Below are 23,439 nucleotides of genomic sequence, written 5' to 3'. Positions count from 1 at the left end.
GTTCAAGCTGATCGAGACGGTGCGCGAAAAGTTCACCTGCCGCGATTGCGAGAAGATCAGTCAGCCGCCGGCGCCGTTCCATGCCACGCCGCGCGGCTTCATCGGCCCGCAATTGCTGGCGACGATCCTGTTCGACAAGTTCGGCATGCATATCCCGCTCAACCGCCAGAGCGCGCGCTTCAAGTGCGAGAGGATCGACCTGCCGTTGTCGACGCTGGCCGACCAGGTCGGCCACGGGACCTTCGCCGTCATGCCGCTCTTCCACCTGATCGAGCGTCATGTGCTCGCGGCCGAGCGCCTGCATGGCGACGACACCACCATCCGCATCCTGGCAAAAGGTAAGTGCGTGACCGGGCGCATCTGGACCTATGTCCGCGATGACCGCCCCTTCGCCGGACCTGCGCCGCCGGCGGCGGTTTATTACGCCTCGAGCGACCGACGCGGCCAGCATCCGCAGAAGCATCTGGCCGCCTTCACCGGCATCCTGCAAGCCGACTGCTACAATGGCTTCGAGCCGCTGTTCGACCCGCAGAAGAAGGTGCTGCCGATCACGCCGGCATTTTGCTTCGCCCATGCGCGGCGGGGCTTCTTCGAACTGGCTGACATCGAGAAGAATGCCCGGGAAGGCCAGAAAGGCAAACCGGTCTCCCCGATCGCGTTGGAGGCGGTCAGGCGCCTCGACGCGCTGTTCGAGATCGAGCGCGCCATCAACGGCCGCAGTGCGGACGAGCGGCGTGCCGTGCGCCAGGAGAAGAGCAAGCCACTCCTCGACGACATGCACGCCTGGTTGCTGCGTGAGCGCGAAACCCTCTCGCGCTCCTCCGAGGTCCTGAAACCCATGAATTACATGCTCAGGCGCTGGGACGACTTCGCCCGCTTCCTCGACGATGGCAGGATCTGCTTGACCAACAATTGTGCTGAGCGCGCATTGAGAGGCATCGCATTGGGAAGGCGCAACTGGACCTTCGCCGGCAGCCAGCGTGGCGCCGACCGTGCCGCCATCATGCTGACGATGATCACGACCTGTCGCCTCAACGACGTCGATCCCAAGGCCTGGCTCGCCGACGTCCTCGCCCGTATCGCCGATCTTCCCGCATCGCGTCTGCGCGAACTGCTGCCCTGGGAATGGAAGCTCCTGCGCCAAGCCGACAAGCCCGCCGATCAGCCGGCCGCCTGACCTTCACGCAACGCCATCATAGAGCTCGCCGTGCCCGCGCGCATGCGTCAATCAGGCGGTCCTCGTCGTATGCGTACTTTGAGTCTGCGGCGATAGGATTCTAGCTCGAAAGGCTCGAGAGGCGGCGCACACTCAGTGGGGAAGTAGCTAACCTTGTCATTAACGTCCTTCCTCGCAACTACTAAGCCCTTTCGGATGAGGTTCCGTATAGCAGCTTCCACAGCTTTGGAATTTTTCGCCTTGGCGGATGAGTTACTCCTTAGCAATCGTTTCTTGAAGCTCGCGCTCCAGGCCAGTTGGTCCTTCCCAACGCCTTCAACGTCCTCAATGCGGTTGGCTAACGCCAACCGCATCTTGACCAAGGAGAGCTTGCTAGGGGCATTGCTATGCGGTCTCTTCGATGCGGTCCTCAACCGGTCAATCCGGCGGCGTCGCCATAGCCGCATTTAGGGTCGCGGCTAATGCGAAGAGGATCGGTGGCAGCCAGCCACAGAAACATGGAAGTCTTGGCATCGCGATCAGTTGGAATGGCTTTAGAGCTGTCGCTCAGCTCGTGTATCAATCGGCCGAAAAAAAGGCGCGCCGTTGCAACATCCTCCCGCGGACAACTGCCGCTCGCGCGTTTGGCAAGAAGTTCGATCGCGATCCGCCGGACCGTGGCTGGCTTCTTAGTGACGGCTATCTGCGTCAGTTCCTTCAGCAGATTCGGCGTGATCGTATCAAGGGTCATGAGCAGCGTATTGATATACGCCAGGTGATCGAGACGCCACGCAAGCCACATGTCGCCGTTGTATTGGGGGTGAAATTTCTCCGGCGACAATGCGTCGACATGGACTTGATCCCGCATGATAGCTGAAGCAAAGCGATTTAAGAAATCCCGGATGTCGTCCGGCGCCAGTGCTTTGGTCACTCTCGTCTCTCCTAAGTTGGTTCCAACATTCGTAGTTCGCGTTCCCGAACAGATCCAGAAGGACCCTGACACGGTCTTCGGCTGGAGCATGCGTTAATCCCGCGGCGCTATAGCCATTTCGTCTTTGGGGTCATCCAGTCAGGAATGACCTCCTTTGTTGCCGCCGGTATTGCGAGTTTGCCGTCTGCGGCAACTGGCCATTTCCTATGGAATTGGCTTGCGTCATGGTTGATGTCGTGGGTTGCACTGTCACCAGTGGTCCTTCCGCCCCCGCAATAAGATCCTTATCTCTCGCTCTTACCAGAGATGAACCCGCGAACTAAGCGTCAACGGGTCGACATTTCCTCGCGGACCGATGCGCAAGTCTGGCGTTGGTCTGCGAACTGATAGAATTCCCCAAGCACGTCTGCCCGGAAGGACCATGAGCTCGCTCAGCAGGTGATCGAGCGAGATGCGGCTTGGTCGGTAAGTCATGATACCGAGCGCCAGGAGGTGACTATTTTCGGCAGCATGCCCTTCCTGCACCACGGTATGAACGTGGTCGGTCTACCGTACGCGGCTCGAGGCTAGATACGAATGGACGAGATCGCCGGCGGCACACCGTACGGAACTACACAATCTACGGTCCGGACAATTCGAGGCAGCCCAGCCAGCTAGGCCGGCGGTCTGAACCGCTGGACTTTTGCGAGCGGCGGGCCTGCGTTCGTCCGGGAGGCCGCCTTACACGAATTCCGTAAGAAGGCCAGATTACGTACGATCCTCATCACGCGCCTTGACTTTGATCGCTTTGAGCGGGTACGGTACGTTACCGTACATCCTTATAGATGGTGCAATGTCTGACCGGCGTGTGGAGATCTTGGAGGCGGCGGCTCTCGCGTTCTTCGAACAGGGATACGCCGCTACAAGTATCGATGCGATTATTGCGCGGGTAGGCGGCTCCAAGAGAAACATCTACAATGAATTCGGGAGCAAACAGGGGCTGTTTACCGCCTTGGTTTCCGAAATCGCCGACTCTGCGTTATCCAGTCTTGAACTCGAGAAGATTGACGGAGATTTGGAGGCAACCCTAAGGCGACTCGGGCACCGACTAGCGCATATCTATTTGTCGCCGAACTTGGTCGGCGTCTATCGTATTGTTGTCGCCGAAGGACAGCGCTTTCCGAGCCTGGCACAAGCGTTTTACGATAAAGGGCCCGGTCGCGCCGTTACCCGACTAGCCGAAGTGTTGCACAATGCCCGACATGCGGGAGAGACAAACTTAGCGGACTGCGTGACCGCAGCCGATGTCTTCGTTGGTATGCTTCGCGGCAATCTTCACTTGAACGCCGTCCTTGCGCTCCACTCGAACCCGACAGAGTCCGAGGTCGCGGCAGCCGTAGAGTCGGCGGTTCATATTTTTCTTTATGGCTTGGAAGGTCGGAGGCTATTGGTCCAATGAAGGCCGCAGGCAGCCTATGTGGTACGTCGTCCCTTGCCTGCTTGATGGGCCGCCGCCTCAAGCGCAACGATTCCATAGAAGCAGAGGTCAAGCTTGCGGCAAAGAGGCGGCAATCACGTAGGCGCCCCACATCGCTCCTATCAACGCGCGACGGAAGATGCATCCGCCTTATCATTCCAAGAATTCTCGCAGCAGGATACCTGCACGGAACGCTGTCGCCCTCCGCGCGATCGAAACTCAAAACCTTAACGTAAGAACCAGTCCGAAATGAGGAACTTCCTTTGATGCGGGCAGTGATCCTAGAGGTGCTGGAATGGCTCGCCAGCGACGAATGCCACGATAATGACGATGCTCATCTAATAGCTGGCCTCGGTCGGAGATTGCGCTCAGCCGGGCTTCCTGTCGATCGCCTTGCGCTGCACCTGAGAACTTTACACCCGGAGATCTTGGGACGCACCGTGGCGTGGTCCCCGAACGAGCCCGTCCAGGTCATGGACCGGGAAAACGGACTTGATCTGTCTACCGACTTTGTCGGGAGTCCGGTTCGACACGTGATGCAGACGCTGGAGCACCTATCGATTCGGACGGATAAACCGAGCTCCCAGCGTTGGACGTATCTGGACGTTTACAAGGGTCGGGAACTTGTCGAGCTGATGATCGTTCCGCTCGCCAACGTTGATGGCCCGGTGAGCGCGGCGGCGTTCTGCACTAAACGGCCCGATGGGTTCACTCGTAACGAAAGGGAGTCGATCGAGCGGATCGTTCCGGCCCTTCGCAACGTCTGCGAGCTACGAACCCTGCGCAAGTTCGATTTGACCCTTCTTGATACGTACACCGGAAAGGCGACAGCCCAGCGCATCCTCGCTGGCCAGATCCGCCGGGGGCAGGTCGAATCCTTGGAAGCAGCACTCTTGATCTGCGATTTGCGAGGCTTTACGGAGATTGCGAATCGCCTACCGGGCGGCAAGGTCCTTGAGCTGCTGGACTCCTATTTCGACCGGGTCGTGCCTGCAATTACAGAAGGTGGCGGCGAGATAGTGAAGTTCATGGGCGACGCAGTGCTTGCATTTTTTCAACGCGACGTCGCGGCGGATTCCTGTCGAGCCGCAATGCAGGCCGCACAGACTGCACTCGGTAATCTTGGTCGCCCGCCTGCCTCCCATGGTCCTATGAATGCCGGGATAGCATTACATTATGGAGAGATGAGTTACGGTAGTATTGGGTCCGGCCGGCGGCTCGACTTCACCGTCATCGGTCCGGACGTAAATCTGATCAGCCGGATCCAGACGGTCTGCGCAGCTACGGGCGAGCCTCTCTTGGTTTCGCAGCGTTTTGCAGAGTTGCTCAGGGCGGACGATCTCGTCTCCGTCGGTCATTATTCCGTCAAAGGCTTTCAGGAACCCGTCCATCTTTACGCTCAAACTCGGCCACAAGGGCAAGCCTAGCTCCTCGTCGTACAGCTCCTCAGATTGTTAGATCGAGCTATTTGCGTCGGTCAACGAAAAGTATTGTCCTAGTTCGAACGGCTCCTCTGTCTCGCAATGAACTGCAATTCCTCCTGGATGGGATCAGCCAAAATCTCGGGCCCAACCTGCTCCGTGTGAAAGGGCTGGTGAACATTGTCGACGAGCCGGGGCGCCCGGCCGTCATACAAGGAGTCCAACACTTGCTGCATACCATGACGTGGCTGGCGAAATGGCCGGACGCCGACCAACGAACCCGGATTGTGTTCATTATCCAAGGAATCGCCAGCGTCGACTTGCGCGACATGGTTGAACTCCTCGATCGGGTCAGCGCCCGCACCTTCAAGGCACGCAAGCGCGGCAGCTTGGGCGCAGGCCAATGAAGGCCTGAGCTCGCAAGCCGGCTGGGCTGCATCATCGAGATGCGTGCTGACCGTGTTGTCGTGGCCGACGAAAGGAGGGGGCTATGCTGGACACGCCTACGACGACCCTGCATCTGGACGAGTTCTGGTCAAACCTCGGCTTCAAACCGCTCGACACAGTTCAACGCAACTCCCGCTCGAGAGACGAAACGATCATTCAATACCGTTATGTGTTGGAGGCCCTGGGCGCGATGGCGAGAAAGTTGACAGCGTGTCATCGAGCGCTCCGTTTGTCTATGATCTATCTACGGGTGGATAGTACTGCGGCGCCTCGCTGCGATCGTACATTCCGTAGTCACGCATGACCTCGAAGATGCGAAAGTATTCGGTTGTCGGATCGGCGAAGAGCTGGGCACCGAATTCCAAGCCCGATTGATAATCCGGCAGATCGACGAGGTGCGCGAAACGACCGTCGCGATACATGCTCTCGAAAGAATCGCGTCGCCATTGAGTCGTTACCGGCAGCTCAGGGTTCGTCGACTCCGACGCAATGACGTACGTCGGCGGACGTCTTGCGGGGTCATTGTATGCCGTGCGTCGCTCGGGTTGCCAAATCGGGCTGCCCGGCCGTGCTTCATGGATCACTTGGGCAATCCGGATGCGGTAGTCGGAAAAGACCTTCTTGCGGCCGATCCTTTGGACCACATGATGGCTCTCATCCACTCGCCATGCGGTCATAGCTCCTTCGTCTTGCCAGATCTGATAGGACAAGAGAAGGTTTTTGCGGGTCAAGCTCTTGAATCGATCGATGAAGAGGCAGCCACCCATAGCGTTAAGCGCGGGCTTCAGCGAAGCCGCAAGATCCATGTAGCGGTCTCTGTGTCCTTCCTTTATCTGGACTTCAAAGAACTGAGAAATCATCAAGAGGTGCCCCGACGTTTGCGCAAAGTTCTATTACGCTGGTAAACCGCTCGCTGGTCTGTCAGCGGAGCAGGCCATAGGCCGCAACGCTGTGCGGCCGTAGCGTTTCGGTCGATCGCAGACCGCTGCCGGCCTAGGCCGCGAGGACGTACCCTGGCGTGAGAAGGCATCGCCCTCCAAGCCAGGAGGCCAAGAGAGCATCCAGCTATTCGATCGTGACGGCGAGCCGGCCAATCAGCCGCGCCACTTCGGCCAGATGCTCCGGATCGGGTTTGGCGACCACCTCGGCGAGCCTCTGGAGGCATTCGCAGTCACTTGTATCCGGAAGATCGCCCGGAACGATCGAGGGCCCCGGTCTCCCGAGATCGGTTTGGGAAGCTGGCATAAATCACCTATAAGGTAACGTACCGTACCGCGGCCAAGGTGCTAAGGTGAAGCAACGGCGTCGTCAACTTTGTGTCGATCACTTCTTTTTGTCTAGGTAATTGGCGAAGCCCATCGCCAGGATGACGAGCGAGATGCCGGCGAACAGCCAGAAGGCGGTGGGGATGCGCTCCATCACGCGTTATCCTTACTCTGCACCACCTTGCCGCCGAGGACGCCTGTGTGTACCGAAAACTTCATCCGGGTTGATGACGTGATGGAATCGCCTAAGCTGGCCAGAACCTTAGAGGTGCTGGAATCGCTCGCTGGCGACGAATGCCACGATAGCGACGATGCAAACCTGATAGTTGGCCTTGGCCGCAGATTGCGCTCGGCCGGACTTCCTGTTGATCGCCTTACCCTTCACCTCAGAACTTTGCATCCGGAGATCTTGGGACGCACCGTGGCGTGGTCCCCGCAAGAACCCGTCCAGATCATGGATCGGGAAAACGGACTCGATCTGTCCACCGACTTTGTCGGTAGTCCGGTGCGGCATGTAATGCAAACGTTAGAGCACTCTATCGATCCGAATCGATAAACCAAGCTCGCAGCGGTGGACGTACCTGGATGTCTATAAACACCGGGGGCTTGTCGAATTGATGATTGTTCTGCTCGCCAACGTGGACGGACCCGTGAGTGCGGCCGCGTTTTGTACGAGGCGGTCCGGCGGGTTCACTCGTGAGGAAAAGGAGGCCATCGAGCGGATCGTTCCGGCCCTGCGCAATGTCTGCGAATTGCGAACCTTGCGCAAATTTGAATTGACCCTTCTCGATACGTATACGGGAAAGGCGACCGCGCAGCGCATTCTCGCCGGCCGGATCCGTCGCGGCCAGATCGAGTCATTGGAAGCGGCGCTCATGATCCGCGATTTGCGCGGCTTTACAGAGATCTCAAATCGCCTGCCGGGAGGGCGGGTACTTGAAGTGCTGGACTGCTATTTCGACCGCGTCGTGCCCGCAATTACCGAAGGGGGCGGAGAGATCGTGAAGTTCATGGGCGACGCTGTCCTTGCGTTCTTTCAGCGTGAGGAGGCGGCCGAGTCCTGCAGAGCCGCAATGCAGGCCGCGCGGACCGCGCTCGGCAATCTGGTCGGCCCACCCGTATCCGGCGCTCCGATGAATGCCGTTATAGCGTTACATTATGGAGAGATGAGCTACGGTAACATCGGCTCCGGCCGGCGGCTGGACTTCACCGTTATCGGCCCGGATGTGAACCTGATGAGCCGGATTCAAGCCGTTTGCGCAGCTACGGGCGAGCCTGTTTTGGTCTCGGAGCGTCGGTCGTCACTCCGTCAAGGGCTTTCAGGAGCCGGTTCACCTTTACGCTCAAACACGACCAGGCCAAATCTAGCGGCGTCGCATGGCATCTACGATGCTCAGTCGATGAGAGGGCTGTTTGCGTTGATCGACAAAACGAGGCGCCTTCACGGTTCGCTCGAATTTCGCAGCCAATTTTCCTTCGGAAGCACTTCGACCCGGGGGAACCACTTCGAAGGCGTTCTTTATTGCGGAAACGACGGCGCTGCGGACGTCGGAGTCCGGATGCTCGCGCTTAACCTCTATGAATAGTCTGATATGTTCGCGGCCGATACTCTCCTCCGTTAGCAGCAGCGGCTGAAAGTCGCTCACCAGGCCCAACGTGACGTCTGACCTGCCGACACGTCTATGATCGTTGCGCCATGATCCCTGGACATCGCAGCTACTGCCACTCCCTCCTCAGGCTCGACCGGAGCGGAGGTGAAGTCACTTCTTTCGTTTCGGGGAATTTGGCGCGACGATCCCATACAAACAGAGATCCACCGCAGACTTAACGAACGCATTTGCTTCGCTGCCTGTGAGCGGCGCGCGCAGGCCGAGCACTACCTTGAGATACTGATTTCCACGTATCATGCTCACGAAATGGTTTGCGACGCTTGCACAGTCGATCACCTTTATCTCGCCTCTGGCCTTCGCGTCTTCCAGAACACGTGTAAGATAAGAGGCAGCCCGCCCGGGCCCCTTTTCATAGACGGTCCGAGCCAACCGTGGAAACCTCTCCGCTTCGACCAGGCTAGTTCGGAAAATTCCGATCAAGTCGTCCGTCTGGTATACCTGCAGCAGTTGACTACCGAAGGCTATCATCGTCGTCCTTACATCGTGACCTTGCGCTTCATTTTGGATTAGAGCTGAGATCGCTGTATCCGCGCACCTTTCGACCAGAGCCGTAAACAAGCCCTCCTTGCTCCCAAACTCGTTATAGATTGTCCTCTTGGATCCACCTACGCGGGCAATGACCGCGTCGACGCTTGTCGCCGAAAAGCCTTGTTCAAAGAAAACTTTTCCGGCCGCATCCAAAATGAGCTCTCGTCGATCTTCAGGAGGTCGTCGTTTTGCAACCGCCATACTTTCTCCTACGAGCGAAACTTTCAGGCTAGTCAAAGAGGTAACGTCCATTACCAACGATGTCAAAGCAAATTGGTTCGATACCGCTGCTACACCGCGAGCTCTCGAGAGCTCTCGAGTAGTCTTCCAGCAACCTGCTCACGAGACTGTGCGGAGACGCTCAGTGCCGACACCTGTCTAATCTGACACTACGTGCTCAGGTATGCCGCGAAGAAGGGTTAAGACTTTGCTGGTGTTCGGTGTCGTTTGAACCCGTTGATGCCGTCGAAAATCTGAAGCTGTTGACGTTTGACGCTTCTTGTGAACGGGACGATTCGATAAGTGGCTGGCGTTGCTTTCCTTGGTAACATACGGTACCGTACACTTTGGTGGTTGTCGGCAGATCCATTCCATGGAATGCGTAGACAACCCAGGTCTACCGGGATTGCCTGGTAGAGTATTCTTCAAGCGCGGCGTTCAGGCGAATTGAAAGCATCGGAAGGCATCTTAATGATGCAGCACAGCTCTATCTCCACACTCGAATCCGCCGGCGAGCTCGGGATCAGTTAAAAATTGGAAGTTGGCGACAGGGTTCGGATGAGTAACCTTGGACGCACTCGTCATGCTCGATATGGCGACCGCAGGGCTCTTATCGTTGCAAACATGCTGGGGTGGCAGTTGCCGGTACGGTTCGATGAATCGCACACATGTGTGACTATCCATCGAACATTCTTGGAAAAGGATCGATTGAGAGGTAGCTGGAGGGGACATTCGGGCTCCGCCAGATGCGTTGAGTACTGGATCGCACAGTAAAACTGACATCGCGCTCTCGGAGAGGTTCTATGTACATCGTCAGCATCTGGCTGGGGAAGGGCAGGTGTCCCGAGTATAGACTGGCGATCGTAAACAGTGTTCGCCGTGCAGTTCTGAGAGCGATTGGTATCCCGAAGGACGGCTATCGGGTCTTCGTTTTTGAAAAGGAGCTGCCGGATGTGCGTCAGGATCGCGGGTGTTCCTGCCTTGCAGGCGAAAATTCGGTGGTCATTTCGTTTTCGTTCGATGTTGCCTCGGGCGTTCAGACGGTGCTGCTCGACACAGTCGAGCAGAATCTAGCCGAAAACCCGGGTATTCCGTGCGAGGACATCCACATGAGCTTGATTCGGTGCGCAGTGGCAGGTTGATCCATCGAATGGACGACGACGCGAAGTTGGTGATGCGTGCGCCCCGGTGGATGGCGCCCTCCCTCCTGGTATGGTCACACGGTCGAGGAGGTCTACCAGGGCGTTTCCTCCGTCGCCATACTGGAAGGGAAGTGGCGCGACCGGCGCAGGGGCGTGGATACCGAGCGAGACTCCAGGAATTTCCGTCATTGCGTGCTTCCCTTCGGGGCATGAGGGCATCCGCGCCATAGATTCCGTGAAGGCACATGTTGCTGGCGGAGACCACGGCGGCTTCCGATTCCGTAGGCAATGGCGGCGGCCGCAATCTGAGGATGACCCGCAGATGGAGGTTGTTGCGTGGCATGCCAACGAAGTGGTCCGCCGCGGAATGGCAGTCGTCGAGTTGGATTTCACCGCGGGCCTTTGCTTCTTCCAGCACCTCGGCGAGGCGGTCTGAGGCGCGGCATGGTCCCTTGTCGTAGAAAGCCTTCGCCAGGTCGGGAAACCGCGGCGCCTCCGTCACAATCTAGCGGTAGACGCCGATGTGGGCGGGCGACATATAGATCGCCAGCACTCGCCGCCCCAAATTCGAGCAGGATTTCGCTGAGGTTCCGCCCAGCAAATCGCTCGACGGAGAGCGCCGCAAGGGCGGCGTCCGCGCTCTCGGAAGCCAGGGCGGTGAATACGCCTTCCATGTTTCCGAACTCGCTGTAGATGTTTCGCTTCGAGCCGCCGATCCGCTCGATGATCGTGTTGATGCTGGTCGCGGCATAGCCTGCTCAAAGAAGACGTGGCGGCCGCCGCGAGAATGGCGGTGCGGCGATTTTCTCGAGGCGACTACTTTGAGTGAATGGGTGTGGCCATGGGAACTTCGTCCAATATTTTCTACTTGACTGGTACGGTACGTTACCTTACCTAAGCGGTACGGGTCATTACCAGTTGTAGATGGTGAACATGGAACTCGCGAAGCAGACAGCATCGATGGGCTATGACGTGGATCTTGAGCGCGAGCCAGATCTTCCAAAGCCCCGTGCCGATCACGCCCCAAAAGCGGAACGCATGAACGACAACCGATCGATGGCGGGCACAGCCACCTTGAAACCGGAGGAAGATGTCTCAGTCGATCAAGCCCTGCACAAAGGACAACGGCGCAAGCGGCTGTTTCTGATGTTCGCAGGTGGATTGGCGATAGCCGGAGCATCGTGGTGGGGCTGGGCGACGTTCATTGCTTCGGACACTGAAACCACCGAGAACGCCTACACGAACGTTGAGGTGTCCCAGGTGACGCCGCTCGTCAGTGCGCCGGTCAAGCGAGTTCTAGTGGTCAACAGCCAGCATGTTCGAGCCGGCGACGCCCTGGTCGAGCTCGACGAGACAGATCTGCGGCTGGCCGCTGCGCAGGCCGAGGCGGCTCTCGGCCAGGCACGGCGCAAAGTCCGCCAGATCATTGCGAACGACGACAATCTTGCTGGCCAGGAAAATGTTCGCGCCGCGGACGAGGCGACGGCGCGTGCAGATCTCGCTCGCGCTCAGGCGGATCTCGCGAAGGCGCTTACCGACCAGGGGCGGTCGAAAAAGCTTGCGGCCGGCGGCTGGGCCACAGCTCAACGGCTCGACGACAACGAAACCGCGGTCCTGCAAGCCGAAGCGGCAGTTTCGCAAGCGGAGGCGCGCATCAAGGCGTCAGAGGCTGCTCGGGCCGCTGCGGCCGGCGCCCGTCGCGCCAATCAGGTGCTGTTCGACAATGCCACCGTCGATACAAATCCTGAGGTGATAGCCGCCCAAACAAAGCTGGATCAGGCCAAGGTGGATCTCGATCGTGCAGTGATCCGTGCGCCTGTCGACGGGATTGTCGACCAGCGCCGGGTTGCTGACGGCCAGCGCGTTCAGGCTGGCACCCCCATCATGATCGTGGTGCCCCTGCGGGACATGTACGTCGACGCCAACTTCAAGGAAGTGCAGCTTAGCCGTGTCAGACCCGGACAGCCGGTGCTGCTGAAGTCGGACCTCTATGGGGCAGACGTTGTCTATCACGGTCGCGTTGCCGGCTTTGCTGGCGGCACGGGTTCTGCATTTGCGGCAATCCCGGCGCAGAATGCGACCGGCAACTGGATCAAGGTTGTTCAGCGCCTTCCCGTGCGGGTGCGGCTCGATCCGAAGGAATTGAACGAACACCCCTTGCGAGTGGGCCTCTCGATGCACACCACGATCGATCTGTCGGGCGCGCGCTAGAATGTCGGAAGAGGCAAAACATCAGGAATCCGGTTATCCGCCGCTACGCGGGGTGACCCTCGTGCTGGCGGCCGCCGCGCTGTCGTTCGGCAACTTCGTGGTGGTCCTCGACACGACGATCGCCAACGTCGCGATGCCGACGATCTCGGGCGACCTCGGCGTTTCGACGACGGAGGGGACCTGGATCATCACGGCCTATGCCGTCGCCGAGGCGATTACGGTGCCGTTGACAGGATGGCTGGCGCGACGGTTCGGGGAGGTCCGCCTCTTCTCTGCCTGTGTCGGTGCCTTCGTGATCTGCTCGATCCTGTGCGGCCTGTCGGGAAGCCTTGGCCTGTTGGTGGTGTTCCGGATTCTGCAGGGGGTCGTGGGCGGGCCGATCATTCCTCTGTCTTCGACGTTGCTGATGTCGATCTTCCCGAAGGAAAAGGCGAACATCGGATTGGCGATATGGGGCTTGACGACTGTCGTAGCGCCCATCTTCGGACCAATCCTCGGAGGGTATATCTCGGATAACTACGCCTGGGGCTGGATCTTCTACATCAACATCCCGTTCGGCGCGGCGGTCGGCAGCGTCACATGGTGGTTGATGCGGAACCGGGAGACGCCGATCGAACGCAAGCGGATCGATATCGTCGGCCTGCTTCTCCTCGTCGTCTTCGTCAGCGCCTTCCAAACGATGATCGACAAGGGACGTGAGCTGGATTGGTTTTCGTCCTCGTTCATTGTCGGGTCGGCCATCGTGGCTTTCATTGCGCTGGGCGCCCTGATCATCTGGGAATTGACCGACGAAGAGCCGGCGCTCGACTTTTCGGTGTTCAGATCCCGCAACTGGCTTGTGTCGACGGTGTCGCTGGGCCTGATGTTCGGGCTGTTCTTCGGCAACATCGTCCTGACGCCGCTGTGGCTTCAGCAGATGATGGGATATACGGCGACCTGGGCGGGCTTCGCGACAGCGCCGATGGGCATTCTTGCGGTCATTACAGCTCCGATCGTCGGCCGGCTCATGACGAGGATAGATCCGAGACTGATCGTCAGCTATGGCATGGCGGTCCTCGCGGTCTCCTTTTACATGCGGGCACATCTCAACGCGCAAGCCGACTACATGTCCGTCGCGATCGCAATGCTCGTCCTGGGGGCAGGCGTGCCGGCCTGTCTCGTGACCCTGACGTCGCTTGCCGTCTCTGACCTTCCGCCGGAGAAAGTGGCGAGTGGCTCCGGGCTGCAGAACTTCATTCGCATCATGGCGATGGCGGTCGGAGCCTCGCTCACCTCCACATATTGGGAGGATGCCACAAAGGAGAACCGAGCCAATCTCGTATCGATCATCGATCCGGCGACAACTCTGACGGCACCATCGGGACTTCCGGCCGACTCCGGCCTCGCTATGTTCTCCAAGATGGTCGATGCGCAGGCGGTGATGCTCGCCACCAATGATTTCTACGCGATGGCGACGATCCTCATTCTGATATTCGCTGGTGTCGTCTGGCTGGCGAAGCGACCGAAAGGCCCCCTGAAGCAGGTGAGCCATTAGAGCGGCATGGTCGTGCAGAAGCCGGGCTTGAGGAGTCCGACGTGCTTGGACGGCCCGGAACGGAACGATTCAGCCTCGACGAGTTCGCGCGGAAATACCTGGCTCCGCACGCGACGTGCACTGAGCTTCGCAATCAACGCAACAAATCTGACCACTCCGGATCATGGATGGAGAGCTTTCTCCGCGCCAACGTACACCGCCTCCCAATGCGAGGATACGTTCATGAGTAAACATGTCTTGCGCGGTTCCTTGGAAGACCCGTCAGTCGCTCCTGAGGCGCGCCAAGTCACTCCGGCCAATGCCGAGCGTCGTCCTGCCGATGTGGAGATGGCGCGGGTGCTCGGGACCACACCATTTCGCATGGCTTTGGACCCGACCGATGCCGGGACCGCCCACCGGAAACACGAGCCATTGCACGACGTCGTCGGGCCCATGAGCAAGGCCCGACTTGCTTGATCATCACGATGCCCACATCCAACCGGATGGAGAGAAAAGGTGATGATCTGCAAAATAATCGTCAGACCCCGGGCGATTGCACAGGCTTCTCCGCGCTTGTCCGCAATGTCTGGTTTTGCTCGCAAGACGACTGAGACAGTCTCCGACTTCGCCAGCATTCTTCACAACCGGTTCTGGACGTACGCGATAGCTACCGGCCTGAGCTGCACGACATGCGCGGCGGCGCATTCGTTGGACGTGTCAGGGCGCAGAATTGATCGTTACTTATTGACGGACTAATCCACATGACACAAACGGTCGGCTACGGTCGGAAGCTTGGGCAGGCCTTCCGCCTGGAGCAGGTGCCCCCCTCGCTGATTACGCGTTCTTTGCGCGGCATCAAACTCGAGGTGACCGAAACGCGGAATGACAATCCCGTACCAGGTCTCTCCGGCTCGTTCGCCCGCGAGGATGCATTCCTCGTGAGCCTGAAACTTCGTGATTACCCGGACTGCGAGCTCTGGGAGCGCAGCAAATGCGTCAAGAAGGCGGATGTCCGCGCGGGCGCGACGTATCTGTACGACCTCAAACACGATCCGCGCTATGTAATCGGCAAGCCGTCCCACTCTCTCTTTTTCTACCTTTCGCGCTCGGTGCTTGACGACATTGCGGCACAGTCCGGTGCGCCGCGCATAGGCAATCTCGGCTGTGAGCCTGGCACCGGCCACGATGACGCGATCATCCGCCACATCGGCGCGTCACTCATGGAAGGCCTCTGCCGACCGGATGAAGCCAATCAGCTTTTCATCGATCACACGATGCTTGCGTTCGCCGCACATGTCGCCCAGGCCTACGGCGGAATGCGGCACACCACGGAGTTGATGCGCCGGGGTCTAGCCCCATGGCAGGTGAAGCGGGCCTGCGAAAGGCTCGAGTCCGACCTCGGCGGTAAGTTTCCATTGGCGCAAATAGCGACCGAACTCGACCTCTCGACTAGTCACTTCTCCCGCGCGTTTCGAGCCTCGACCGGCATGCCTCCGCATCAGTGGCTTCTTCACCAGCGTGTGAAAGCTGCCAAGCAAATGATGGCCGCTCGCGATCTGCCGCTGGCGGATATTGCGCTATCGGCGGGATTTGCAAATCAAAGCCACTTTACGCGGGTGTTTTCGACCCTGGTTGGCGTCAGCCCGGGCGCGTGGCGTCGCGCGCATGGCGCGCCGGAAAGCGAGACGTGATCTACGGTAAAGTCCTCGGCATGTGGTCTTCTGGCCCTTCGGCGACCTCAAGCGACGTCCGCTCGTCAAAGCTTTGGGCCGCCGAATCAATGCGTGGAGACCACAAAACCGCCACGGCGACCGCCCTTCTTCCAGCTGTGCACTGGATTGACGTGATGCTGACGGCGGCGGCGCGAATGCGGACGTCACCGGAGGTCAGAGTTGAGTCACGGCCTGGAAGGCGCCCCGTCACCGTCCAGTTCTCCTCGACAGATGGACGCGTTCAGAACAGCGCCATACCCTGCATGAGGTCCATACGCGAATGAACACAAACCGGCGGGTAACTGGTCTAACTAGCCGCGGAACCAGCGAAACGCCGAGCGATTGGTGGAGGTCCAGGCATTTACGTTTAGCAGCACTAGCTCAACAGGTACGGCAATCGTTCTGGAAACCCTTCAGAACGATGTCGGCACCGAGCTTGGCAGGCTCGTTGGCGATGCCGAGCCCGATGCCGCAGGTCGATCGGGTGACGATGGCTACCTTGCTCTTCAACATGGGATTTCCTTTCTATGCTTGAGAGATGAGCCGGCCGCGCACTCAGTCGCGGCGGTGGATGTCATGGGTGACGATACCGACGTCCGGAGATGGCGGATCGAGGCGGCTGTAGGGGCTTGGCGGGAAAGCCGGGTTGGGCAACGGCATGGCGAACGCGCTCGTCCGCACGGTCTCGTGTTTCATCGTGGTGGCTCCAAATTGATCTGAGATGAGCGGGCCGCGCTTTGAAACGCGGCCCGTATCGCGTGAAGGGTCTAGAAGAAGCCAGTCACATCAGTCACACGCTCCGGATCGGCCGAGGCCAGGGCGGCGGCCCGCTCGGCCTGCGGCGGATAGATCCAGACGGTGTTGATCTCCTGCTTGGTCTTCTTGGCGACGTCGCCGACCATCGCCACCTCGCGCTCCCAGCCGCGCGTGAACAGCGCGCCCGCCCCGCCGAGGTCGAGGCAGGTGACGTAACCCTTCTGGTGGTAGGGTTTGGTCGGAACGCCCAGCAACTCGGCGGCGGCGTTGTTGCCGGCAAAGGCGCCCATTCGCGTGGCGTGCTGGCACGACATCAGCGCGTAATTGCCGACATTGTCGCAGGCGGCGCGGGCGGCATCGCCGGTCGCGAAGACGCCGTCCACTCCCGGCACGCGTAGATCGCGATCGACCAGCAGCCGGCCGAAATTGTCGCGTTCAGCTGGGATTTGCTGGGTCAACGGCGCGGCGCGAATGCCCGCGGCCCAAATCACGGTCTCGGCTTCGATGTGTTCGCCGCTGGAAAACGTGATGCCAGATTCGTCGAGCGAGGCGACGCCGGCACCGAGCCGGGTCTCCACACCGAGCTTGCGCAGGGCGTCCTCGATGACGGGGCGGGGGCCTTCGCCCATGTCGGGAGCGATCGCCTTGTTGCGATCGACGATGATGACGCGCGTTTTGGCATCCTTGCCGAGGATCGCGCGAAGCCGCGCCGGCATTTCGGTTGCCGTCTCGATGCCGGTGAAGCCGCCGCCAACGACGACGACCGTGTCGCGCCCGTTCACGGCCGGCCGGTCGGGGAGAGCATGCAGATGCTTGTCGAGGGCGACCGCATCGTCGAGCGAGTCGACACTGAAGCCGTGCTCGGCGAGGCCCGGAATGTTCGGACGGAACAGCCGGCTGCCAGTGGCCACCACGAGGCGATCGTAGGACAGCGTCTTTCGCGTGCCTTTGCCCGTGGCGATCTGCACCATGCGCGATTTGGTGTCGATCGCCTCGGCGCTACCTTGCATGTAGACAACGTCGATCGCCTTGAGCACATCCAGCAAAGGCGCCGAAAGGGTCTCGGGCTTCTCCTCGTAAAGCCGCGGGCGCACCACCAGCGTCGGCTCCGGCGCAACCAGCGCGATCTCGAGCTCCTCGGACAAAACGCCCTGGATGTCGCGCAGGCGGGCAGCGGAAAGGGCGGCATACATGCCGGCGAAGCCGGCGCCGATGATGACGAGTCTCATATAAGTTCTCCTGTGGTTGGACTTTTCCAGACGTGGACGCGTTACCGCCGCCGCTTGGCGTTGGCGGTAATGCTAGTTGCACTCAAGGATGACGCGAGGACGTGAAACGAACGACGCCAGGCCCGCTACGGCGGCGCAACGCAGCTCGACATGAACGGCGCCGGCATGGGGCCTTCACATGCCGCGCGGCAGCCGTTTGAGCTGAGCGATGGACCATGCTGAAAGGCAACCGATTGGGCGAACCTGTAGGTTCTGGCGCCGCCATTGACCATGATTGATATCATGGGATCGGAGCCTTGCGCGGCCGGCGCCGGAGCTTGGGATTCTCCGCCAGCCGCCGAGGTGAAGCGAACAGTCAATGAAAGCCCGTATACGATCGCGGTCGCGACGGCTCGGCGCCGCCGGGTAATTGCAAAGGACTTGCCGAAATCCTTCCAAGCCATCGCTTGTCTCCGTTGGTTGGCGTGGGTACCGCGACGATTTAGCGAATTGAGCTTGCCGTCGCGCCAGAGCGATTGCGGTGCTTGCAGGGCGATTGTGACCGCATGCGTCGCCGCCAATCGCTCGGGGTTTCGCCGGTCAGCCGTTTGAAGGCCGCCGCAAATGCTGTCTGCGAGGCGTAGCCAAGCTCCGCCGCCACCGACACGATCGAGTCATCGGTGTCGCGCAGCATGTTCATCGCCAGCCCGAGCCGGTACTGGCGAAGCCAGGCATGCGGCGACAAGCCGGTGCTTTCCTTGAAGGCGCGGCAGAAGTGGAAGCGCGACAGGCCGGCTTCGCACGCCAGCGCCGCGAGCGAGACGTCCGTATCGCTGTCCGAACGCAGACGCTGGATGGCGCGGCGCAGGACCGTTGGTGATAGTCCACCGATAACCCGCTGGATTGGGCCAGGCGAACCCGCGTGGGCAACCGGCAGACGTGTCGCTAGAAGGTCTGTTATCTGCTGCCTGAACAGCGTATCCAGGGCTGCGCTGCTTTCCGGCACATCCGCCGCACTTAGGAGCAGGTAGGATGTAATGGGGTCGGGATATGCCGACCGCTCCACGAGATCGCCGGGAGCAGCCATTCCTGCTTCAAGGGCAGCGCGCTGGAGCGTTGTCTTTGGAAGGTAGAGGTGAACGACATTCAACGGCGCTGGAATATCCCGCCGGGACGACGAGCCAGCGGGAATCACCGTCACGGCCCCAGTCCGCGTCGTTCCCTTGACAACTAATTTCCCGGAACGCCGCTCGAAGCGAAGTGAGCCGGAGGGGAAAGCCATGAGGACGTGGTCGGCCATGGGTCCAACGACGTCATGCACGGCGTCATGTTTCCAACAGGCGATCGCGCCGTTGGACGGGTCTGAAGCCATGCGGCGCGGTACCGTCTTGAGCACGCGCGTCATTTCTTGCCCGGCAGGGCGCCTCTCGGCGGCCGGCAAATCTTTCTCATGCGCCTTGGGCGGGACCAGCAGAATTTCCTGAGGATCGACGATCGGCTTGCTCATGGATATTGCTCGCGTTCAGGAGGACCTGTGTTTGGGGCAGGAGCGGTTGCCTCTTCCCTATGCGTGACGGTGATGGGAAATGGCGCGCGGCGGTATCGTGCGGCCAGTTTGATCTCGCTGGTTCAGCGGATAGATTGAGCTGTCCTTCGGGATAGGATGGCGGCCGAGCCTTCATCATCGATCGACGTGTAGGCATCGATCCGGCGCGTCGGCTGGCGCCGACTGAACGATCGCTTGCACGCTGTTGAGCAGCAGGTTCATAACCACCTGCTGCAACTGAACCCGGTCACCGATGACATTGGGAAGTCCAGGGCCAAAGGTCGTCGACAGGACAATCGACTTCGATGTCATGGCGAATGAACGGGAGCGCCTCCTCGACCACCTCGTTCAGGTCGATGAGGCGCCCCCGGATGCGGGCGATGAACGTGAGCGAACTGGCGCGAGACGTCCTAGGCAATATCCGGAAACACTTTTGCCTAAACCAAAGGATAGTTACAATTTCGCCCAAGAAAGCCAAATTGACTTTTCGACCGCAACATGAGCGAGAGCTTCCGCGTGTCCAGAGCACCAATAGTGGCGATCGTAGATGATGATGAAGCAGTGCGAGATGCGCTTTGCGATCTCCTCGTGGTGCTGGATTTTCCGTGCCGCGCCTTTCCCGGAGCGGAGGAGTTCATGACTGAATTCATCCCGGGAAAGTTTGATTGCTTGATTACTGATGTGACAATGCCGGGGCGTAGCGGACTCGAGCTTTGTCAGCATCTGAGTAAGCTCGGCTCTTCGATGCCAGTCATCTTCATTACTGCCGACGCAAGCCCCTCAACGCGTCTACGCGCTGCAAGCTGCGGCGCTCACGCCTATCTCATGAAGCCAGTAGATGGTGACGAGCTTCTTGGCCATCTGCAGTCTGCGCTTGGTTTGCGTGTGCTTCCCGATGCAAGGACATGGCGAGATCACCTCGACGATTAGCCTGCGTATCCCAGTGCATGCGGGCAACGAGCCTGCTGGGTCGGCTTGCTGCTAATCAATCGTAAGCATTCGCCCAGGGCCGCGGAGCCTAGCCTCCGGTGCGATGATGTGTGGATGGCTTGTTTTCCGCGGTTGACGGCCGGTTCGTGCGATGGCCTCGTTGCTTTCGAGGAGCGAGGGCATGCGGATCGAAGACCAGCTTCGCGATCGGCTGAAGAAGGTGGAGGCGCTGTATTTCGGCGCGGCCACGGCGGGAGAACGCGACGCCGCTGAAGCCGCAGCAGAGCGGCTGAAGGCCAAGCTCGAGGAGGTCAGTCGTCGCGATCCCCCGATCGAGATGAAGTTCAGCCTGCCAGACCAATGGTCGGTCCGGCTGTTCATTGCCTTGTGCCGGCGTTATGGCATTCGGCCGTTCCGATATCCGCGGCAGCGCGCGACGACGATCATGGTCAGGGCGCCGCGCCGCTTTTTCGACACCGTGGTGTGGCGGCAGTTTTCCGACCTGCACACGGACCTCTGGCTGTATTTCGAGCAGACCACAGAACGGCTGATCCGGGAGGCTATCCACGCCGATACTGCTGACGCCGAGACGACGGTCGAACCGGCCAGCCTGCGATGACGCGCATCCTGGCCCGCTCGCGTACAGCTCTCCAATTGCACGCCAGAAGCTCGCGCAGCCCGTCGATGATCGTTCTGACCCGGCGTGATAGTGATCAGGCCGCCTGAGCGATAGCGGACGCCGCGCACTTCCATTCCCAAGGCAGTAGCTCGTGAAGCCGGCCTTGCGGAATGCCGGCGATGCGAGCGAGCACGTCAGCGAGCCAGGCCAGCGGATCGACGTCGTTGAGCTTGGCCGTCATGATCAGCGTGGCCATGGCCGCGGCCCGGTCGGCCCCGCGTTCGGAACCGGCAAAGAGCCACGATTTGCGCCCCAGCGCAAAGCCGCGCAGCGCGCGCTCGGCCGCGTTGTTGGTGAGGCAGATCCTGCCGTCGTCGATGAATCGCGCAAACCGGTCCCAACGTTTGAGCATGTAGTCGATCGGTTCGGCGACGGAGGCAGAGCGCGACAGGCGGGCACGCTCATCGCGCAGCCAGGCTTCCAGGACCGTCAAATGAGGCGCGCTTTGTTCATGTCGCACCCGCAGCCGCTCTTCGGCGCCTAGGCCATTGATGCCGCGCTCGATATCGAACAGCACGTCGATGCGCCTGACCGCCTCCAGCGCGACAGGCGAGATCGCCGCTGCGTTCTTGCCGCGCCGGGCATTGGCGGCAATATCCGCTAACTCGAAGAACTGCCGTCTTGCGTGCGCCCAACACAGGGCCGACGTAACCGGCCCCGGCAAGCGGGACGCCTTGTAAAGTTCGTTGTACCCGTCATAGGCATCGGCCTGCAGAATGCCGGCGAAGTTTCGAAGATGCCGGACGGGATGTTCATGGCGTCGGTCCCGAGAGGCGTAATACAGCGCCGCCGGCGGTGCACGTCCGCCAAACGGCCGGTCGTCGCGGACATAGGTCCAGATGTGCCCCTTTACCGTCTTGCCCTTCGCCAGGATCGGCACCGTGGTGTCGTCGCCATGCAACCGTTCGGCGGCCAGAACGTGGGCCTCGATCAGCGCATGCAGCGGCTGCAGCACCGTCGTGCAGGCCCCCACCTGGTCGGCCAGCGTCGAGAGGCTGAGATCAATGCCTTCGCGCCGGTATCGCTCGCTCTGGCGGTTCAGCGGCTGGTGCTGGCCGAACTTCTCGAACAGGATCATCGCCAGCAAATTCGGCCCAGCGAAGCCGCGCGGGGTAACATGGAAGGGCGCCGGCGGCTGGGTAATCGTCTCGCATTCCCGGCACGAGAACTTCTCGCGCACCGTCTGGATCACCTTCCAGGACCTGGGGATGACCTCCAGCGTTTCGGTGACGTCCTCGCCGAGCTTCGACAGCTTCGCCGAGCCGCAGCAGGGACAATTCTCGGGCGCAGCAATCACCACGCGCTCACGCGGCAGATGATCGGGGAAGGGTTTGCGCGAAGGCCGCTTGCGCTGGAATGAGCGTACCGTCTGTGCACCGGCCGCGGCCTGTTCGGCCGCCATCTCATCTTCGGTCGCGGCTGCTTCCAGGTCCTCCAGCTGCAATTCCATCTGCTCGAGCAGCCGCGCCTTGCGTTCTGAGCTGCTGCCGTAAAGCTCGCGCCGCAGCTTCTCGATCTCGAGCTTGAGATGGGCGATCAGCGCTTCCGTGTTCGCGTTCACAGCCTGGGCGCGGGCTGCAACCGCCTCGGCTTCCACACGCGCAGCGCGCTCCTTAAGGATCATCGCGTGAGCGGTGGCGAGATCGGATGGGAGCGATTCAGCTGCGTCTTTCATTAGACGATGGAATCACATCCGCCGCGATCCACAAGCCAAAACTGTCAGCCGACCGACGTCGGACGCCAGGTTTCCTGAGGATTGCGCCAGTCAATTCCGGACAGCAGGTAACCAAGCTGTGCCGGTGAGATCGTGATCGCGCCGTCGGCTGGGCTCGGCCACAAAAACCGCCCGCGCTCCAGCCGCTTGGTGAACAGGCATGCCCCTTGGCCGTCATGCCAGATCACTTTCAGAAGATTGCCGCTGCGTCCGCGGAAGCAGAACAGGTGCCCACCCAGCGGATCGCGCCGCAGCACTTCCTGCACCTGCAGCGAGAGGCTCGCAAATCCCTTGCGCATATCGGTGTGCCCGGTTGCCAGCCACACCCGAACATTGCTCGGCACCGGAATCATCGCCGCTCCAGCACCGCCACAACCCGCGCCAGCACGGCCGCATCGACGTCATTGTCGACGATCACCCGATGTCCGCGCATCAGCACGATCTCGATCCGACCCGCCACCGCCGGCGCACATGCCCGAGGTGACAGGCTCCGATCCGCAGCTTCAGGCTGTTCCGGCGATATAACTATCGGTGCAAATGTCGTCCCCCCGTCCGCTTCCGCAAGCCGACCATCCCGGGCCAGCCGGCGCCATGTAAACAGCTGGCTCGCAGACAGCCCGTTCCTCCGCGCTGTCGCCGACACCTGCCGCGGCGCGGCGTAACTCTCCGCCACGATCCGTTGCTTCTCGTCCAGCGTCCAACGGCGCCGCGCACCCGACGAAATTACGTCGAGCCGCGCGACCTTCAACATAGGCGTATGACCAGTCATACGCCTATGTCTTCACCGTCCCGTCACGTCAGACAAGGCGGCCCACGCCGTAGGAATTCAATCAATCCACCGTGATCGTTTTCAAGATTGCGTTCAGATGCGGTCGCCCCGCTGGATCAATCTATCCTTCCGTATAGGTAGCCAATCGGTTGTTGGGGATTGTTAA

General features: G+C 60.2%; 25 protein-coding genes and 2 pseudogenes. 14 read left to right on the top strand and 13 right to left on the bottom strand.

Translation table 11 applies throughout. From position 1 onward, the window contains the following. The coding region (gene tnpC, locus ACFFWD_RS34175) for an IS66 family transposase (RefSeq protein WP_376973012.1) at positions 1-1,177 on the top strand (1,177 nt) is incomplete at its 5' end. 409 nt (positions 1,178-1,586) lie between these two features. Here the strand turns inward: tnpC (ACFFWD_RS34175) and ACFFWD_RS34170 are convergent. Continuing rightward, positions 1,587-2,087 carry a hypothetical protein gene (locus ACFFWD_RS34170; protein ID WP_376973010.1) on the bottom strand — a complete coding sequence of 167 codons (501 nt, stop codon included), beginning with the start codon at positions 2,085-2,087 and terminating at the stop codon, positions 1,587-1,589. A gap of 144 nt (positions 2,088-2,231) precedes the next feature. Between ACFFWD_RS34170 and ACFFWD_RS34165 the strand changes: the two are divergent. The 4 genes and pseudogenes from ACFFWD_RS34165 (at position 2,232) to ACFFWD_RS34150 (ending at position 5,371) form a co-directional block, all read left to right on the top strand. Beyond that, positions 2,232-2,410, top strand: a pseudogene (locus ACFFWD_RS34165) (DUF2798 domain-containing protein). A 509-nt stretch (positions 2,411-2,919) separates the two neighbouring features. Then, complete coding sequence (locus ACFFWD_RS34160) at positions 2,920-3,525, top strand: TetR/AcrR family transcriptional regulator (protein WP_376973008.1); 606 nt, start codon at positions 2,920-2,922, stop codon at positions 3,523-3,525. 284 nt (positions 3,526-3,809) lie between these two features. Next, positions 3,810-4,970, top strand: a complete 1,161-nt coding sequence (locus ACFFWD_RS34155; protein ID WP_376973006.1) for an adenylate/guanylate cyclase domain-containing protein — start codon at positions 3,810-3,812, stop codon at positions 4,968-4,970. A gap of 41 nt (positions 4,971-5,011) precedes the next feature. Then, a complete protein-coding gene (locus ACFFWD_RS34150; RefSeq protein ID WP_376973004.1) occupies positions 5,012-5,371 on the top strand; it encodes a CobW C-terminal domain-containing protein in 360 nt (119 codons plus the stop codon). A gap of 273 nt (positions 5,372-5,644) precedes the next feature. Here ACFFWD_RS34150 and ACFFWD_RS34145 read toward each other — a convergent pair whose 3' ends face one another. Both ACFFWD_RS34145 and ACFFWD_RS34140 read right to left on the bottom strand, forming a co-directional pair. Beyond that, entirely contained in the window at positions 5,645-6,271 is a 627-nt protein-coding gene (locus tag ACFFWD_RS34145) for an antibiotic biosynthesis monooxygenase family protein (RefSeq protein WP_376973002.1), read from the bottom strand. 205 nt (positions 6,272-6,476) lie between these two features. Beyond that, complete coding sequence (locus tag ACFFWD_RS34140; RefSeq protein WP_376973000.1) at positions 6,477-6,656, bottom strand: hypothetical protein; 180 nt, start codon at positions 6,654-6,656, stop codon at positions 6,477-6,479. A 219-nt stretch (positions 6,657-6,875) separates the two neighbouring features. On the opposite strand from ACFFWD_RS34140, the gene ACFFWD_RS34135 reads away from it, so the two are divergent. Both ACFFWD_RS34135 and ACFFWD_RS34130 read left to right on the top strand, forming a co-directional pair. Then, positions 6,876-7,232, top strand: coding sequence for a hypothetical protein (locus ACFFWD_RS34135; RefSeq protein ID WP_376972998.1), 357 nt, complete (start codon positions 6,876-6,878; stop codon positions 7,230-7,232). 61 nt (positions 7,233-7,293) lie between these two features. Next, on the top strand, positions 7,294-8,262 hold the full coding sequence (locus tag ACFFWD_RS34130) for an adenylate/guanylate cyclase domain-containing protein (protein ID WP_376973088.1): 969 nt from the start codon (positions 7,294-7,296) through the stop codon (positions 8,260-8,262). Between the two features lie 174 nt (positions 8,263-8,436). On the opposite strand, the gene ACFFWD_RS34125 is transcribed toward ACFFWD_RS34130, so the two are convergent. Further along, positions 8,437-9,075, bottom strand: a complete 639-nt coding sequence (locus ACFFWD_RS34125; RefSeq protein WP_376972996.1) for a TetR/AcrR family transcriptional regulator — start codon at positions 9,073-9,075, stop codon at positions 8,437-8,439. Positions 9,076-9,896: 821 nt separating this feature from the next. Here ACFFWD_RS34125 and ACFFWD_RS34120 point away from each other — a divergent pair. Then, a complete protein-coding gene (locus tag ACFFWD_RS34120; RefSeq protein ID WP_376973101.1) occupies positions 9,897-10,235 on the top strand; it encodes a hypothetical protein in 339 nt (112 codons plus the stop codon). A 298-nt stretch (positions 10,236-10,533) separates the two neighbouring features. Here the strand turns inward: ACFFWD_RS34120 and ACFFWD_RS34115 are convergent. Together ACFFWD_RS34115 and ACFFWD_RS34110 are read right to left on the bottom strand one after the other, a co-directional pair. Then, positions 10,534-10,710 (bottom strand): annotated as a pseudogene (locus ACFFWD_RS34115) (TetR/AcrR family transcriptional regulator C-terminal domain-containing protein); the annotation flags it as partial. Next, positions 10,625-10,951, bottom strand: a complete 327-nt coding sequence (locus ACFFWD_RS34110) for a hypothetical protein (RefSeq protein WP_376973086.1) — start codon at positions 10,949-10,951, stop codon at positions 10,625-10,627. The pseudogene ACFFWD_RS34115 and the gene ACFFWD_RS34110, both read right to left, overlap by 86 nt. A 217-nt stretch (positions 10,952-11,168) precedes the next feature. On the opposite strand from ACFFWD_RS34110, the gene ACFFWD_RS34105 reads away from it, so the two are divergent. From ACFFWD_RS34105 to ACFFWD_RS34090, 4 genes are all read left to right on the top strand, one after another. Continuing rightward, positions 11,169-12,446 carry an HlyD family secretion protein gene (locus ACFFWD_RS34105; protein ID WP_376972994.1) on the top strand — a complete coding sequence of 426 codons (1,278 nt, stop codon included), beginning with the start codon at positions 11,169-11,171 and terminating at the stop codon, positions 12,444-12,446. A gap of 1 nt (position 12,447) precedes the next feature. Further along, the gene (locus ACFFWD_RS34100) at positions 12,448-13,980 is read left to right on the top strand and encodes a DHA2 family efflux MFS transporter permease subunit (protein WP_376972992.1); all 1,533 of its coding nucleotides are present in this window, start codon (positions 12,448-12,450) and stop codon (positions 13,978-13,980) included. A 222-nt stretch (positions 13,981-14,202) separates the two neighbouring features. After that, positions 14,203-14,436 (top strand): hypothetical protein, encoded by a 234-nt coding sequence (locus ACFFWD_RS34095; RefSeq protein WP_376972990.1) that lies wholly within the window; start codon positions 14,203-14,205, stop codon positions 14,434-14,436. A gap of 284 nt (positions 14,437-14,720) precedes the next feature. Next, complete coding sequence (locus ACFFWD_RS34090; RefSeq protein WP_376972988.1) at positions 14,721-15,650, top strand: AraC family transcriptional regulator; 930 nt, start codon at positions 14,721-14,723, stop codon at positions 15,648-15,650. A 402-nt stretch (positions 15,651-16,052) separates the two neighbouring features. On the opposite strand, the gene ACFFWD_RS34085 is transcribed toward ACFFWD_RS34090, so the two are convergent. The 4 genes from ACFFWD_RS34085 to ACFFWD_RS34070 all read right to left on the bottom strand — a co-directional run bounded on the left by ACFFWD_RS34085 (position 16,053) and on the right by ACFFWD_RS34070 (position 19,142). Beyond that, complete coding sequence (locus ACFFWD_RS34085) at positions 16,053-16,184, bottom strand: hypothetical protein (RefSeq protein WP_376972986.1); 132 nt, start codon at positions 16,182-16,184, stop codon at positions 16,053-16,055. Positions 16,185-16,226: 42 nt separating this feature from the next. Further along, complete coding sequence (locus ACFFWD_RS34080) at positions 16,227-16,367, bottom strand: hypothetical protein (RefSeq protein WP_376972984.1); 141 nt, start codon at positions 16,365-16,367, stop codon at positions 16,227-16,229. Between the two features lie 71 nt (positions 16,368-16,438). Continuing rightward, positions 16,439-17,656: an NAD(P)/FAD-dependent oxidoreductase gene (locus tag ACFFWD_RS34075; protein ID WP_376972982.1), complete on the bottom strand. Its 1,218-nt coding sequence runs from the start codon at positions 17,654-17,656 to the stop codon at positions 16,439-16,441. A 481-nt stretch (positions 17,657-18,137) separates the two neighbouring features. Next, the gene (locus ACFFWD_RS34070; protein WP_376972980.1) at positions 18,138-19,142 is read right to left on the bottom strand and encodes a helix-turn-helix domain-containing protein; all 1,005 of its coding nucleotides are present in this window, start codon (positions 19,140-19,142) and stop codon (positions 18,138-18,140) included. 537 nt (positions 19,143-19,679) lie between these two features. On the opposite strand from ACFFWD_RS34070, the gene ACFFWD_RS34065 reads away from it, so the two are divergent. Next, positions 19,680-20,111, top strand: a complete 432-nt coding sequence (locus ACFFWD_RS34065; protein ID WP_376972978.1) for a response regulator transcription factor — start codon at positions 19,680-19,682, stop codon at positions 20,109-20,111. Positions 20,112-20,292: 181 nt separating this feature from the next. Beyond that, positions 20,293-20,730, top strand: coding sequence for a hypothetical protein (locus tag ACFFWD_RS34060; RefSeq protein ID WP_050421751.1), 438 nt, complete (start codon positions 20,293-20,295; stop codon positions 20,728-20,730). 94 nt (positions 20,731-20,824) lie between these two features. Here ACFFWD_RS34060 and tnpC (ACFFWD_RS34055) read toward each other — a convergent pair whose 3' ends face one another. Genes tnpC (ACFFWD_RS34055) through tnpA form a run of 3 tightly spaced genes read right to left on the bottom strand, consistent with a single transcriptional unit; the run spans position 20,825 to position 23,255 of the window. Further along, positions 20,825-22,465 (bottom strand): IS66 family transposase, encoded by a 1,641-nt coding sequence (gene tnpC, locus ACFFWD_RS34055; RefSeq protein ID WP_376972976.1) that lies wholly within the window; start codon positions 22,463-22,465, stop codon positions 20,825-20,827. Between the two features lie 44 nt (positions 22,466-22,509). Further along, the gene (gene tnpB / locus ACFFWD_RS34050; RefSeq protein WP_050421752.1) at positions 22,510-22,857 is read right to left on the bottom strand and encodes an IS66 family insertion sequence element accessory protein TnpB; all 348 of its coding nucleotides are present in this window, start codon (positions 22,855-22,857) and stop codon (positions 22,510-22,512) included. Next, the gene (gene tnpA, locus ACFFWD_RS34045; protein WP_376972974.1) at positions 22,854-23,255 is read right to left on the bottom strand and encodes an IS66-like element accessory protein TnpA; all 402 of its coding nucleotides are present in this window, start codon (positions 23,253-23,255) and stop codon (positions 22,854-22,856) included. Before tnpA ends, tnpB begins: the two co-directional genes overlap by 4 nt. Positions 23,256-23,439: the final 184 nt, after the last annotated feature.

This window comes from Bradyrhizobium erythrophlei (genome assembly GCF_042430365.1).
In the GTDB taxonomy this organism is placed as follows: Bacteria; Pseudomonadota; Alphaproteobacteria; order Rhizobiales; family Xanthobacteraceae; genus Bradyrhizobium; species Bradyrhizobium erythrophlei.
Note: the sequence above shows the minus strand (reverse complement) of the source record. Positions and strands in the feature narration are given on the sequence as shown.

Coding starts and splice junctions, on each gene's coding strand:
- ACFFWD_RS34155 (WP_376973006.1), top strand. CDS start 3,810: ATGCGGGCAGTGATCCTAGAGGTGCTGGAATGGCTCGCCAGCGACGAA.
- ACFFWD_RS34075 (WP_376972982.1), bottom strand. CDS start 17,656: ATGAGACTCGTCATCATCGGCGCCGGCTTCGCCGGCATGTATGCCGCC.
- ACFFWD_RS34085 (WP_376972986.1), bottom strand. CDS start 16,184: ATGTTGAAGAGCAAGGTAGCCATCGTCACCCGATCGACCTGCGGCATC.
- ACFFWD_RS34070 (WP_376972980.1), bottom strand. CDS start 19,142: ATGAGCAAGCCGATCGTCGATCCTCAGGAAATTCTGCTGGTCCCGCCC.
- tnpA (WP_376972974.1), bottom strand. CDS start 23,255: ATGTTGAAGGTCGCGCGGCTCGACGTAATTTCGTCGGGTGCGCGGCGC.
- ACFFWD_RS34160 (WP_376973008.1), top strand. CDS start 2,920: ATGTCTGACCGGCGTGTGGAGATCTTGGAGGCGGCGGCTCTCGCGTTC.
- ACFFWD_RS34090 (WP_376972988.1), top strand. CDS start 14,721: ATGACACAAACGGTCGGCTACGGTCGGAAGCTTGGGCAGGCCTTCCGC.
- ACFFWD_RS34140 (WP_376973000.1), bottom strand. CDS start 6,656: ATGCCAGCTTCCCAAACCGATCTCGGGAGACCGGGGCCCTCGATCGTT.
- tnpC (WP_376972976.1), bottom strand. CDS start 22,465: ATGAAAGACGCAGCTGAATCGCTCCCATCCGATCTCGCCACCGCTCAC.
- tnpB (WP_050421752.1), bottom strand. CDS start 22,857: ATGATTCCGGTGCCGAGCAATGTTCGGGTGTGGCTGGCAACCGGGCAC.
- ACFFWD_RS34145 (WP_376973002.1), bottom strand. CDS start 6,271: ATGATTTCTCAGTTCTTTGAAGTCCAGATAAAGGAAGGACACAGAGAC.
- ACFFWD_RS34120 (WP_376973101.1), top strand. CDS start 9,897: ATGTACATCGTCAGCATCTGGCTGGGGAAGGGCAGGTGTCCCGAGTAT.
- ACFFWD_RS34130 (WP_376973088.1), top strand. CDS start 7,294: ATGATTGTTCTGCTCGCCAACGTGGACGGACCCGTGAGTGCGGCCGCG.
- ACFFWD_RS34080 (WP_376972984.1), bottom strand. CDS start 16,367: ATGAAACACGAGACCGTGCGGACGAGCGCGTTCGCCATGCCGTTGCCC.
- ACFFWD_RS34105 (WP_376972994.1), top strand. CDS start 11,169: ATGGAACTCGCGAAGCAGACAGCATCGATGGGCTATGACGTGGATCTT.
- ACFFWD_RS34060 (WP_050421751.1), top strand. CDS start 20,293: ATGCGGATCGAAGACCAGCTTCGCGATCGGCTGAAGAAGGTGGAGGCG.
- ACFFWD_RS34100 (WP_376972992.1), top strand. CDS start 12,448: ATGTCGGAAGAGGCAAAACATCAGGAATCCGGTTATCCGCCGCTACGC.
- ACFFWD_RS34095 (WP_376972990.1), top strand. CDS start 14,203: ATGAGTAAACATGTCTTGCGCGGTTCCTTGGAAGACCCGTCAGTCGCT.
- ACFFWD_RS34125 (WP_376972996.1), bottom strand. CDS start 9,075: ATGGCGGTTGCAAAACGACGACCTCCTGAAGATCGACGAGAGCTCATT.
- ACFFWD_RS34065 (WP_376972978.1), top strand. CDS start 19,680: ATGAGCGAGAGCTTCCGCGTGTCCAGAGCACCAATAGTGGCGATCGTA.